Below are 12,377 nucleotides of genomic sequence, written 5' to 3'. Positions count from 1 at the left end.
GGTCTGCGGAGGGAGGGGTTCAGTTGCGCCAGGTGTCGTTCAGCACGGCCTTGCCGCTCGCCGGGACGGTGGCGGCGCGGTTGGCCCCGCTCTCCCAGGTGACGTTCCCGGCGGCGTCCTTGCGGAGGTACTTGTACGAGAAGGCGGTCCCGGCCGGGAGCGACACGTCGAGCTTCCAGACGGGGTAGGCCGCCGGGTCGAGCTTGAGGGCGCTGCCGGTGTTCCAGCCGCCGAGCTCGGCGCGGTCCCCGGTGACGTAGATGTTCTGCCCGAGGGCGGTGGTGGCGTTGACGGCGAACGAGGCACCTGCGGGCGCCGGCGGCGGAGTGGTCCCGCCGCCGCTGCAGGTACGGGCGTTCACGTGCAGGGCGAGGGCGGTACCGGCCCCGAGGGTGGCGGTGAACTGCCCGGCCGAATTCACGCTGACCGCACGCCCGCTCTGCACATCGCAGTAGTCGCCGGCCGGGAGCGAGCTCTGGAAGGTCCGGGTGAGGGCCGCGCCCTCGTGGTTGATGGCGACGTACGCCTTGGCGCCGCGCCCGAACGCGATCTGGTCGCCGCCGTTGTCCCACCAGTTGGTGACGGCCTGGCCGCGGGCCGCGTTGCGGAAGCCGACCATGGAGGAGATCTCCCGCCAGGCGTGCTGGCACTTCCACCCGTCGGTGTAACAGGCGTTCACCGTACCGCCGTTCGGCGGGCCGGCGTCCTTGTCGGTCCACTCGTACCCGGAGTGCACGTCGGGGGACCCGTACGGCCAGGCCAGCATGAAGACGCCGGCGAGGGTGTAGGCGGAGCCGTCCTTGTAGTTGAGGGTGTCGCCGACCCGCTCGGTGTCGTGGTTGTCGACGAAGACGGCGGACTGCCCACTCGCCATATACCCCCAGGCCTCGCCGAAGTTCTTCAGGTAGGCGAGGTTCTCGTTCTGGAACACCCGCTTCAGGTCCCGGGCGTAACGGAACTCCTGCACGTCGCCGTTGCCGAGGTACTCGGAGGGCGAGACGGCCTCACCGGCGCCGTAGATCGCTTCCTGCTTCCAGTACACGCCCGGGTTGGTCAGCCGGGCCTTGATGTTGGCCAGGTCGGCGGCGGGCATGTGCTTGGCGGCGTCGATCCGGAAGCCGTCGACACCCAGCGACAGCAGGTCGTTCAGGTATCCGGCGATCCGGCCCCGCACGTAGTCCTCGCCCGTGTCCAGATCGGCCAGCTGTACGAGCTCGCAGTTCTGGACGTTGGCCCGGTCCTGGTAGTTGGAGATGGTCGCGCGGCAGTCATCCATGTCGGAGCCGGAGTAGACCCCGGGATAGCCGTACTTCGTGTACGAAGATCCACCGGTCCCGACACCGTCGGCGGCCGCCATGTGGTTGATCACGGAGTCGGCGACGACCTTCACCCCGGCGGCGTGGCAGGTGTCGACCATGGCCCTGAACGCAGCCCGGTCCCCGAGCCGCCCGGCGATCTTATAGCTGACGGGCTGGTACGAGGTCCACCACTGCGAGCCCTGGATGTGCTCCTGGGGCGGCGAGACCTGGACGTACCCGTACCCGGCGGGCCCGAGCGAATCGGTGCAGGCCTTGGCGACGGACTCGAAGCGCCACTCGAACAGCACGGCGGTGACGTCCTTGTCGCCGGGCGCGGCGGCAACGGCCTGCGGTGCCGGGCCGGTGAGGGCGGCGGCGGCAAGTGCGGTCGCGGCGAAAAGAGTTGCAGCTCTGACAGCTCTGGCAGGCATGCGGGGGGCCTCCTGGCGGAAGAGGTGGGGATTGCAGCGACCGTAGGGGCCAGGTAAGAGCCCTGCAAGAGTTTGCGCAAGAGATTGCAGAATTGTTTCCGGGGCGTGTCCTGCCGGACAGCAAGGCCGCGTAGGGACCACAGACCGCCCGCTCAGGTCCGGCACGCCCCCCGCGCGAGGACCCCGGCGACGCCGCCCCGCGCCTGCACGATCAGGTCCGCGCCCCGGACAGGCACCACATCCCGGCCACTTCCTCACGCCCCGCAACCAAGCGAACCGCCCAAAGCGACGGATCCAGCCACATTCCGCGTCCACGGCTGTGCAGGTGACGGCAGACAGGCCGGTCAGGTGCCCACCTGAAGATCGACTAAGCAGGTGGTCAACGGGATCCGTCCAGTTTTCGCCACCATGGCCATTTCGGTGTAGAGGTCATCCGGCGTCACCCACGTAGTTTCACCCTGCACCCAGAGGGGCCGCAACGAAATTATTCCATTCCGCAGCGTAAGGAGGCCTCAAGAGCATGTCGGCAAACAGCATGACGAGCGATGTGGGCAAGGCTTATATCAACGATGTATTCATGCGCCATCCGCTCACGACCCGGAACCAAGAGGAGCTCGAAATTGCCGCCAAGGCCGAAGAAATCCTGAAGCGGAATCTCCTGAGAAATGCCGCACTGAAGAGGACCACCGAACGAGGGGGAGAGACGGTCAGCCCCATCGGGTTCTGCTTGAACAAGGTGCGATACGGCGCCTTCCCCCAGGAGGAGAAGGCGGCGCACGAGCGCGGGTGGCGCGCGTACATGAACATGGGTGTGCCGATCGTCGAAGAGCGAAGCGACATTACACAGCCCCCGCCCGACATGATCTCCAAGCAGACGTACATCAATGGAACCGACCCCGTCAAAATCACCGTGACGGACACGGTCGAATTCGGGATTTCGAACACGATCAGCTGGTCGCTCCAAGGGGAGGTGAAGCTCACCTTCGGGGCGAAATCCACCGCATCTCTGCAGGAGCAGCTACAGAAGAGCATGGCGATGATGCAGTACCAGAAGACCACCCTGAAGAACAGTAAAGACAATCAGGGCGTCGACAACGAGTCCCACACGGAAGCGACGAACACGACAACGGCCTCGACTTCCGTCACCGGTACCGGGGAATTGTGGGCAGATCTCCTGCTCGGGATCACCGCCTCTGTCAGCGGTTCGCTGACCACTGAATGGAAACATCAGTCATCGATCAGCCTGGAAGTCATGAGCCGGGCAGACGTCATGGCCACGACACGACGCCAGGTGAGGCAGTTCGACTATGAATTCCCGGTCACCTTCGGCGGGTGGGTCGCCTTGTACTACCCCAAGCCGGTAGCGGTGAAGGAGACTCCCCCGCAGTCCAAGGAACCGAAATACTCTCAGGTCATCGCATGGAAACTCGGCGATTCCATCACGGATGGCGGCAATTTCGATCTGGCCGACGAAGGCAAGCGATTCATGCAGAAGGGGGCGGCCGAAATCGTCGCTGTCCGAACCGGGGAACACCGAGTCTTCCAGCCTGAAACCCTTGATTATTCGAGCCAGAAACAGCCTCTCTACAAGGGATGACTCCACAACCGCCGGGCAGATCAGGAGAAAAACTCGTGTCCTTTGAAAACATCTTCAACAGTGGCGGAAGTGAAGCCGACTCCGCCAAACAGTCCGCTGAATCGCTCAACAAAGATACTCCTGGCGCCGGGAACATCTCGGAGGCCGTGCGCAAAATGGAGAGTCAGCTCGACCCGTGGCTCGTGCGTCAGACGGCGCACGGGGCGTTCGATGTCATGGGTTTCCTCAACCCCCTCTTCCAGAAGATCCATGACGCATCCGCCGATCAGCTTCAGGTCTCCGGGAACCCCGGTTCGACGTCCGGCATGGCGTCGTCGACCGTGAAGGCGGCCGGACCGCTGAAGGTGGACATCAGCGACGAGGACATGCCGAAGGCCGAAGACCTCGCGAAGACCATCGGCAACAAGAGGGACTATGCCCTGGTCACGACGGGTCTGGGGACGTCCGAAGGCCTCGCGGTGGACCCGTCGCAGAACACGGCGTACGTCGCCGACCGAGGCGGCGTGAAGCTGTCCGCGGTGAAGATCGCCACCGGCGCCCAGCGCGTGGTCGCGAGCGCCCTGGGCGACATCGGCGATGTGAAGCTGGACGGGAACGGCAAGGCCTACACCACCGACTACGCCAGCGGGCGCCTGCTCGCAGTGGACCTGTCCAGCGGCACCTCCAGCGTGGTCGCCGCCGTCCCGGGCGCGTACGGCCTCGCGCTGGACGGAGCGGGCAAGGCCTACGTCGTCAGCCACAGCGAAGGGAAGCTGACCGCGGTCGACCTGCAGAACGGACAGAAGACCACGGTCGCCGGCGGCCTGCCGGTCGGCATCGCCGCAGTGGCACTGGACGGGAAGGGCAAGGCGTACGTCGGCCAGAAGGACCACGGCGGCAACCTGTACGAGGTCAGCCTGGCCGACGGCGCCAAGCGCCTCGTGACCAACCTTCCCGGGGCGAGCGCCACGCGCGTGGAGCTCACCGGCGACGGCAAGGCGTACGCCATCGACTATCTGAACGGGCGCCTGTACGAGATCACCCTGGCCGACGGCGCGCAGCGCGTGGTGGCCAGCGGCCTGGCGACCTGCGAAGGCCTCGCCCTGGACACCGCCAACGGCCAGATCTACGTCAGCAACCGTGAAGGCCAGCTCTGGCAGATCTCCCAACGCGCCACGCAGCCCCTGGGCGGCGTCGGCAAGGTCGTGGCGTAGCGCCCGGCCATACCGGTGAACATGTGACGGCGGGGGTCCCCGCACCATGGGGACCCCCGCCTCCGCAGCCGACGCCCCCACCCCGCCCCGGACGGCCGCCGGACGCCACGCCGGGCGAAGCGCGTAGCGATCCGACCTACTCCCCCGGCCCCTGCCCCGTAGAGCCCCGGACCACCAGTTCCGGTTGGAACACGTACTCCGTGCGCTGGACCGGGGTGCCGCCGACCGCCTCCAGGAGGGCTCCGACCGCCGCCGTCGCCATCGCGCGGACCGGCTGGCGGATCGTCGTCAGCGGCGGGTCCGTGAAGGCGATCAGCGGCGAGTCGTCGAAGCCGACCACCGACACGTCCTCCGGTACCCGCAGCCCCCGCTCACGCACCGCGCGGATCACGCCGAGCGCCATCGGGTCGCTGCCGCACACGATGCCGGTGCAGCCGCGGTCCAGCAGGGCTCCGCCCGCCGCGTGGCCGCCCTCCACCGTGAACAGCGTGCGCTGGATGAGCCCCTCCGACTCCGCATCCGGCACAGCGGCGACGAACCCCTGCTCCTTGCGGGCCGAGGGGACATAGCGCGTCGGCCCTATGGCCAGGCCGATCCGCCGGTGCCCCAGGTCCGCCAGGTGACGTACCGCCATGTCCGCCGCCGCCCGGTCGTCCGGGGAGATGAACGGGGCGTTCACGTGCTCGTTGAAGCCGTTGATCATGACGAAGGGGACATTCCTCGCGGACAGCCGCTGGTAGCGGGCCGGGTCCAGCGTCGAGTCCGCGTGCAGGCCGGACAGGAAGACGATCCCCGTGACCCCCCGCTCCTCGAGCTGCTCCACCAGCTCGTCCTCGGTGGCCCCACCCGGCGTCTGCGTACACAGCACCGGCGTGTAGCCGTGGCCGGCCAGCGCCTGCTCTATGACCTGCGCGAACGCCGGAAAGATCGGGTTGGTGAGCTCCGGGATCAGGAGCCCCACCAGCCCGTTGCTGCGCCGGCGCAGCCGCACGGGCCGCTCGTAGCCGAGCAGGTCCATGGCGGCGAGCACCTTGTGCCGGGTGCCGGCCGCCACGCCCGCCTTGCCGTTGAGCACACGGCTGACCGTCGCCTCGCTGACCTGGGCCTGCGCGGCGATGTCCGTCAGCCGGAGCGGGGAGGTCACCCCTGCCACCACACCGCCGTGTCGGCCCCGAGGACTCCCGGATCCGCCTGGTCCGCCACGTCGCCGCTCACCAGGAGCACCGTCCCCGGCGGGGACATCCGCACCGGCTCCCCCGTCGTGTTCACGGTGCAGACGAAGTCACCGCGCCGGAACGCCAGCACGCCCTCCGGCGCCTCCAGCCACTCCACCGCGTCGCCCGCGCCCAGGTCAGCCCGCTCCCGGCGGATCCGCAGCGCCGCCCGGTACAGCTCCAGCGTCGAGGCGGGGTCGCCCGTCTGGGCCGCCACGCTCAGGCCCGCCCACTCGGCCGGCTGCGGCAGCCAGCTGCCGCCGTCGCCGAAGCCGTACGGGGCCTGGTCGCCCGACCACGGGATCGGCACGCGGCAGCCGTCGCGCAGCCCCTCCTGGCCGTTCTCCTTGAAGAAGGAGGGATCCTGGCGCACCTCGTCCGGCAGGTCGGTCACCTCCGGCAGGCCGAGCTCCTCGCCCTGGTAGACGTACGCCGACCCGGGCAGCGCCAGCATCAGCAGCGCCGCGGCCCGCGCCCGGGCCAGGCCCTGCGCGCCGCCGCCGTAGCGGGTGACATGGCGTACGACGTCGTGGTTGGACAGCACCCACGTCGTCGGCGCGCCCACCGGACGCATCGCGTCCAGCGAGTCGTCGATGGTGCCGCGCAGCGCAGCCGCGTCCCAACCGGTGTTCAGGTAGTGGAAGTTGAACGCCTGGTGCAGCTCGTCGGGCCGCAGGTACAGGGCCGTACGGTCCGCGCTCGGGGTCCAGGCCTCGGCGACGCCGATGCGGTCGCCAGCGTACTCGTCGAGCACGGTCCGCCAGGAGCGGTAGATCTCGTGGACGCCGTCCTGGTCGAAGAAGGGCAGCACCTGGTTGCCGAGCAGCTTGAGCTGCTCGTCGCGGCCGAGGTCGGGCAGGCCGGGGGCCTTGACCAGGCCGTGGGCGACGTCGATCCGGAAGCCGTCGGCGCCGAGGTCGAGCCAGAAGCGCAGGATCGAGCGGAACTCGTCCTGGACGGCCGGGTGTTCCCAGTTGAAGTCGGGCTGCTCGGGGGCGAAGAGGTGCAGGTACCACTCGCCGTCGGCGACGCGCGTCCAGGCGGGCCCGCCGAAGATGGACTCCCAGTCGTTCGGGGGCTCCGAGCCGTCGCCGCCCTGCCCCGGACGGAAGTGGAAGCGCTCGCGCAGCGGGGAGCCGGGGCCTTCCCGCAGCGCCTGCTTGAACCATTCGTGCTGGTCGGAGCAGTGGTTCGGGACGAGGTCCACGATGATCCGCAGGCCCAGCTCGTGCGCTTCGCGGATCACGGCGTCGGCGTCGTGCAGGGTGCCGAACATGGGGTCGATGGCCCGGTAGTCGGCGACGTCGTAGCCGGCGTCGGCCTGCGGGGAGGCGTAGAACGGGCTGAGCCAGACGGCGTCGACGCCCAGCTCCTTGAGGTAGGGCAGTCGGCTGCGGATGCCTTCGAGGTCCCCCATGCCGTCCCCGTTGGAGTCGGCGAAACTGCGCGGATAGACCTGGTAGATCACCGCTTCTCTCCACCAACCGGGCCGGGTGCCGGTGGTGGTGGGAAGTGCGTCGGCGAGGTGCTGGGTCATGTCGTCCTTGGAGAGATCGGGCCGGGGGTGAGAGGGGGCAGGCAGGGGGGTCAGCCCTGGGTCGCGACAGGGGCGTCAGCCCTTGGTCGCGCCTGCCGTCATCCCGGCGACGAGGTGACGCTGGGCGAAGAGGAAGAAGATGGCCGCGGGGATGGCGATGAGGACCGAAGCGGCACTCATCGCACCCCAGTTGGAGGTGTACTGCGTGACGAAGGTCTGCAGGCCTCCGGCGAGGGTGAGGTGTTCGTCGCCGACCATGAAGGCGGAGGCGTACGCGACTTCGCCCCAGGCGGTGATGAACGAGTAGAAGCCGGTGACGGCGAGGCCGGGCTTGGCCAGCGGGAGGATGAGGCGCCAGAAGGTGCCGAAGGGGTTGAGCCCGTCGACACGGCCCGATTCGTCGATCTCGACCGGGATGGTGTCGAAGAAGCCCTTCATCATCCAGGCGCAGAACGGCACCGCGATGGTGAGGTACGTGATGATCAGGCCGAGCGGCTGGTTGAGCAGCCCCAGCTGTCCCATGAGGTTGTAGAGCGGGACGATGAGGATGGCCATCGGGAACATCTGCGTGATGAGCAGGGTCCACATCAGCGGCTTCATGCCGGGGAACTTGAACCGGCTGACCGCGTAGCCCGTCGTGGCGGCGATGAACACACCGAGGACGGTGGTGATGCCGGCGACGAGCACGGAGTTGCCGAACCAGGTGAAGAAGGAGGTCGACTCCACCAGGTAGCGGTAGTTCTCGAGGGTCGGTTCCTTCACGAAGTCCGTGGAGATGGCGTGCTTCGCGGGCTTGATCGAGGTCAGCAGGACCCACAGCACCGGGAAGACGGCGATCACGGACGCGACGATCAGGGTGACGTGCAGTCCGGCGGAGGCCAGCGGGGAGCGCTCGCCCCGCTTGCGTACGGAAACCTCGGTTGCCACGGTGTCGGTCGTCACGGTCACCACACCTCTCCCTGCTTGCGCAGCGAGCGCCGGTAGACCAGCGCGAAGATCATGAGCAGGGCGAGGATGAGCACGCCCCAGGTCGCCGAGCCCGCGAAGTCGCGCGGGCTGGCCACGAAGGCCTCCCGGAACGCCTGGGTCACCAGGATCTCGGTGGAGTCGCCCGGTCCGCCCCGCGTCAGCAGGAAGATCACCGGGAACATGTTGAAGGTCCAGATGGTGGAGAGCAGGATCACGGTCATGCTCACCGTGCGCAGCCCGGGCAGGGTGATGTGCCGGAACCGCTGCCAGGCCGTGGCGCCGTCCATCTCGGCGGCCTCGTACAGCTCACCCGGAATCGACTGCAGCCCGCCGAGCAGGGCGACCATCATGAAGGGGACGCCGAGCCAGACGTTGACGGCGACGACGGAGACCTTCGCCCACGTCGGGTCGTCGAGCCACGGGACGGCCGAGATGCCGCCACCGTCGAGGATCTTGTTCAGGATGCCGCTGTCGCGGTTGAACAGGAATCGCCAGGCGAAGACGGAGACGAAGCCGGGGACGGCCCAGGGCAGGATGAGCGCCATCCGGTAGGCGGCGCGGCCCCGGAAGTCCCGGTTGAGCATGTTGGCGAGGGCCAGTCCGAGCGTGAACGTGATCGACACGCACAGGACGGTCCACATCACCGTCCACACCAGCCGCTGCAGGAACACCGGGTCGGCCAGGACGTCCGCGTAGTTGTCGAGGCCGACGAACTTGTACGTGGCCTCGATGTGGTTGGCGCCGATGGTACGGGCGACATTGCGCTCGTTGGCGTCGGTCAGCGACAGGTAGACGCCGCGGACGAGCGGCCAGCCGATGATCACGCCGAGGACGAGCACCACCGGGGCGACCATGGCCCAGGCGTACCAGTGGGTGGCCAGGGCGCGCCCCAGTCCACCGCGCTTCGCGCTGTCAGTCCTGCGGCTCCGGCCGCGGGCGGCGACGGTGTCTTCCCCGTCGCTGCCCGCGGCCTTCGCCACCGACTGGCTGGTGTGAGCAGCCATTGTCTTTTCTACTTCCAGCCCTTGAGGATCTTGCGGAACTCGACGCCGGCCGCCTTGGCCGCGTCCTCCGGGCTCGAGGCCCCGGTGATCGCCTTGGTGTATTCGACCTTCAGCGGCTCGAAGAGGGAGCCGTTCTCCGGGATCCAGGCGCGCTCGACGGCCTTGTCCACCGCCGGCTTGAAGAACTGGACCATCTCGCTGGACTTGACGTCGGGCTGCTCGTAGGCCGCGGTCCGCGTCGGGAGCAGGCTGAGCTCCTTGGTGGACTGCACCTGCACGTCCTGCGAGGTCATGTACTCGACGAAGGCGTGCGCGGCGGCGCGGTTCTTGGAACCGGCGTAGACGGCGAGGTCGTGGCCGCCCTGCGGGGCGCCGGCCTTGGCGGAGCCGGCCGGGACGGCGGCGACGCCGAGGTTGGCCTTGTCCTTGAACTGGTCACCGGCGTAGGTGTCGGCGACGGCCCACGGACCGTTGATCATCATCGCGGCTTCGCCCGACTTGAAGGCGGTCTGCATGTTGACCCAGCCGTCGGTGGCGTTGGTGATCGCCGCACCCGAGGTGACCAGGTCGCGGGCGGTCTTGAACGCCTTGACGCCGGCCGCGTTGTCGACGGTGACCGTCTTGTTCTTCGCGTCGACCAGGTCGCCGCCCTCTCCGTAGATGAGGGGGAGGAACCAGTAGGAGTCGTCGCCGCGCAGGTAGAGGCCGGCCTTGCCGGTCTTGGCCTTGATGGCGGCGGCGGCGGTCTTCACCTCTTCCAGCGTCTTGGGGGGCTGGACGCCGGCGTCGGCGAGCATCTTCTTGTTGTAGAAGAGGCCGAGGGTGTCGATGACCTGCGGGACGGCGTAGGTCTTGCCCTCGTACTTGCCGCTGGCCGCGGCCTGGGGCAGGAACTCGGCGTCGACCTTCTTGGCCGTCTCGGCCGGGACCTCGTCGAGGTAGCCGAGCGAGGCGAAGTCGGCGACCCAGCCGACGTCCGCACGGATCACGTCAGGGGCTTCGGAACCGCTGCTGAAGGCGTTCTTGACCTTGTTCTGCGCGTCGCCGTACGGGACGTTGACGTACTTGACGGTGACCTTCGGGTGCTTCGCGGTGAACGCCTCGGCGATCTTCTGGAAGCTGGCCTTCTCGGCGTCGTTCGAGGTGTCCCACCACGTGACCGTGCCGGAAAGCTCGCCGCCCGCCTTGGTCCCGCTGTCGTCCTTGGTGTCACCGCCGCAAGCCGTCGCCGCGAGCGCCAGGGTCGCGACCAGCGCGGTGGCCGCTATGCCACGCCGCATATGAACTCCTTCGATGATCCCGGCCGCGCCCTCGCGGTCCCGAGTTGCAGGGAACGTAACAAGCCTGAAAGCCGACCGAAAGAGCTTGCGGCAATTTTCTGCAAGCAGGGCCGATCGTTACATCCGTGTGTCCTGACGGTTGCCGCTGCTTGCTGGTTGTTCGAACTTCCTTCGGGTCATCAGGCCCGCAACCAGGGGGCATGTACCCGCGTTGACACCGGTATGACCCATGAGCTGACCGCATCCCGGCTTGCAAGCGCTTCCAGCAAGGCGACCGAAAGTGTCGGCTGGTGGCGCGATGCCGTCATCTATCAGGTGTACGTACGGTCCTTCGCGGACAGCGGCGGCGACGGCATCGGCGACCTCCGCGGGGTGCGCACGCGCCTGCCCCACCTGGCCCGGCTCGGGGTCGACGCCGTGTGGCTCACCCCCTTCTACGTCTCCCCGCAGGCCGACGGCGGCTACGACGTCGCCGACTACCGGGCCGTCGATCCGCTCTTCGGGGACCTCTCCGACGCCGACGAGCTCGTCCGGGCCGCCCACGCGCTGAGGCTGCGGGTCATCGTGGACGTGGTCCCCAACCACACCTCCGACCGGCACGCCTGGTTCCAGGAGGCCCTCGCCGCGGAGCCGGGCAGCCCGGCCCGGGCCCGGTACCACTTCCGCCCCGGGCGCGGACCGCGCGGGGAGCGGCCGCCCAACGACTGGGAGTCCGTCTTCGGCGGGCCCGCCTGGAGCCGGACCCCGGACGGCGCGTGGTACCTGCACCTCTTCGCGCCCGAGCAGCCCGACCTGGACTGGGAGCACCCCGAGGTCGCGGAGGAGTTCGCCTCCGTCCTGCGCTTCTGGCTCGACCTCGGCGTCGACGGCTTCCGCATCGACGTCGCCCACGGCATGGTCAAGGCCTCCGGCCTGCCCGACATCGGCCGCGGCGCCCAGGCCACCCTGATCGGCACCGAGCCGCTCCCCTTCTTCGACCAGGACGGCGTCCACGAGATCCACCGCTCCTGGCGGCGGCTGCTCGACTCCTACCCGGGCCCGCGCATCGGCGTCGCCGAGGCCTGGGCGCCGACCTCTGAGCGGCTCGCCCTGTACGTCCGGCCCGACGAGCTGCACCAGGCCTTCAACTTCCGCTTCCTGAACTGCCCGTGGGACACCCGGGCGATGCGGACCGTCATCGACGAGTCCCTGGCCGCCACCGCCGCCGTCGGCGCCCCCACCACCTGGGTGCTGTCCAACCACGACGTCGTACGCCATGTCACCCGCTACGGCGGCGGCGCGCAGGGCCTGGCCCGGGCGCGGGCCGCCGCGCTGCTGATGCTCGCGCTGCCCGGGTCGGCGTACCTCTACCAGGGCGAGGAGCTCGGCCTGCCGGAGGTCGCGGACCTCCCCGACGCCGTACGCCAGGACCCCGCTTTCCTCCGCACCGCCGGGCAGGACGGCCTGCGCGACGGCTGCCGGATCCCGCTGCCCTGGTCCGGCGAGCGGCCCCCGTACGGTTTCGGCCCGGCCGGCAGCTGGCTCCCGCAGCCCGCGGACTGGGCCCCGCTGAGCGTCGCCTCCCAGACCGGCGACCCCCACTCCACCCTCGAGCTGTACCGCGCCGCCCTGGAGCTGCGCCGCGCACTGCCGGGCCTCGGCTCCCCCGACGCGGGCCCGCTGACCTGGCTGTCCGCACCCGCAGGCGTCCTCCTCTTCACCCGGCCCGGCTTCGCGTGCACCCTCAACAGCCGGCCCGAGCCGCTGGAACTGCCCTCGCCGGGGCGCCCCGTACTCTCCAGCGCGCCGGTGGAGACGGACGGCCGGACCGTGCTGCTACCCCCGGATTCGTGCACGTGGTGGGCGTTGTGAGCC

General features: G+C 69.0%; 10 protein-coding genes. 3 read left to right on the top strand and 7 right to left on the bottom strand.

The window, feature by feature from the left end:
* Positions 1–19: 19 nt before the first annotated feature.
* Entirely contained in the window at positions 20–1,729 is a 1,710-nt protein-coding gene (locus tag AB0M76_RS29110; protein WP_365955695.1) for a carbohydrate-binding module family 20 domain-containing protein, read from the bottom strand.
* Between the two features lie 520 nt (positions 1,730–2,249).
* Between AB0M76_RS29110 and AB0M76_RS29105 the strand changes: the two genes are divergently transcribed.
* Positions 2,250–3,326: a gluconolaconase gene (locus AB0M76_RS29105; RefSeq protein WP_365955694.1), complete on the top strand. Its 1,077-nt coding sequence runs from the start codon at positions 2,250–2,252 to the stop codon at positions 3,324–3,326.
* Positions 3,327–3,346: 20 nt separating this feature from the next.
* On the opposite strand, the gene AB0M76_RS29100 is transcribed toward AB0M76_RS29105, so the two are convergent.
* Positions 3,347–3,577, bottom strand: a complete 231-nt coding sequence (locus AB0M76_RS29100; RefSeq protein WP_365955693.1) for a hypothetical protein — start codon at positions 3,575–3,577, stop codon at positions 3,347–3,349.
* Positions 3,578–3,631: 54 nt separating this feature from the next.
* Here AB0M76_RS29100 and AB0M76_RS29095 point away from each other — a divergent pair, with 54 nt between their 5' ends.
* Entirely contained in the window at positions 3,632–4,519 is an 888-nt protein-coding gene (locus AB0M76_RS29095) for a hypothetical protein (RefSeq protein ID WP_365955692.1), read from the top strand.
* Between the two features lie 136 nt (positions 4,520–4,655).
* Here AB0M76_RS29095 and AB0M76_RS29090 read toward each other — a convergent pair whose 3' ends face one another.
* The 5 genes from AB0M76_RS29090 to AB0M76_RS29070 form a co-directional block, all read right to left on the bottom strand.
* Positions 4,656–5,672, bottom strand: coding sequence for a LacI family DNA-binding transcriptional regulator (locus tag AB0M76_RS29090; protein ID WP_365955691.1), 1,017 nt, complete (start codon positions 5,670–5,672; stop codon positions 4,656–4,658).
* Complete coding sequence (locus AB0M76_RS29085) at positions 5,660–7,270, bottom strand: glycoside hydrolase family 13 protein (protein WP_365955690.1); 1,611 nt, start codon at positions 7,268–7,270, stop codon at positions 5,660–5,662. Before AB0M76_RS29085 ends, AB0M76_RS29090 begins: the two co-directional genes overlap by 13 nt.
* A gap of 75 nt (positions 7,271–7,345) precedes the next feature.
* On the bottom strand, positions 7,346–8,218 hold the full coding sequence (locus AB0M76_RS29080; RefSeq protein WP_266667613.1) for a carbohydrate ABC transporter permease: 873 nt from the start codon (positions 8,216–8,218) through the stop codon (positions 7,346–7,348).
* Positions 8,215–9,243, bottom strand: a complete 1,029-nt coding sequence (locus tag AB0M76_RS29075) for a sugar ABC transporter permease (protein ID WP_365955689.1) — start codon at positions 9,241–9,243, stop codon at positions 8,215–8,217. The genes AB0M76_RS29080 and AB0M76_RS29075 overlap by 4 nt, the downstream gene beginning before the upstream one ends.
* Positions 9,244–9,251: 8 nt before the next feature.
* Complete coding sequence (locus tag AB0M76_RS29070; RefSeq protein WP_365955688.1) at positions 9,252–10,523, bottom strand: extracellular solute-binding protein; 1,272 nt, start codon at positions 10,521–10,523, stop codon at positions 9,252–9,254.
* A gap of 222 nt (positions 10,524–10,745) precedes the next feature.
* Between AB0M76_RS29070 and AB0M76_RS29065 the strand changes: the two genes are divergently transcribed.
* On the top strand, positions 10,746–12,374 hold the full coding sequence (locus AB0M76_RS29065) for a glycoside hydrolase family 13 protein (protein ID WP_365955687.1): 1,629 nt from the start codon (positions 10,746–10,748) through the stop codon (positions 12,372–12,374).
* Positions 12,375–12,377: the final 3 nt, after the last annotated feature.

Origin of the sequence: Streptomyces sp. NPDC051364 (genome assembly GCF_040682115.1) — a bacterium.
GTDB lineage: Bacteria > Actinomycetota > Actinomycetes > Streptomycetales > Streptomycetaceae > Streptomyces.
Note: the sequence above shows the minus strand (reverse complement) of the source record. Positions and strands in the feature narration are given on the sequence as shown.

Bases quoted from the DNA above. Each gene is read 5' to 3' on its own strand.
- AB0M76_RS29070 (WP_365955688.1), bottom strand. From the start codon at position 10,523: ATGCGGCGTGGCATAGCGGCCACCGCGCTGGTCGCGACCCTGGCGCTC.
- AB0M76_RS29105 (WP_365955694.1), top strand. From the start codon at position 2,250: ATGTCGGCAAACAGCATGACGAGCGATGTGGGCAAGGCTTATATCAAC.
- AB0M76_RS29075 (WP_365955689.1), bottom strand. From the start codon at position 9,243: ATGGCTGCTCACACCAGCCAGTCGGTGGCGAAGGCCGCGGGCAGCGAC.
- AB0M76_RS29095 (WP_365955692.1), top strand. From the start codon at position 3,632: ATGGCGTCGTCGACCGTGAAGGCGGCCGGACCGCTGAAGGTGGACATC.
- AB0M76_RS29085 (WP_365955690.1), bottom strand. From the start codon at position 7,270: ATGACCCAGCACCTCGCCGACGCACTTCCCACCACCACCGGCACCCGG.
- AB0M76_RS29100 (WP_365955693.1), bottom strand. From the start codon at position 3,577: ATGGATCTTCTGGAAGAGGGGGTTGAGGAAACCCATGACATCGAACGC.
- AB0M76_RS29065 (WP_365955687.1), top strand. From the start codon at position 10,746: ATGACCCATGAGCTGACCGCATCCCGGCTTGCAAGCGCTTCCAGCAAG.
- AB0M76_RS29110 (WP_365955695.1), bottom strand. From the start codon at position 1,729: ATGCCTGCCAGAGCTGTCAGAGCTGCAACTCTTTTCGCCGCGACCGCA.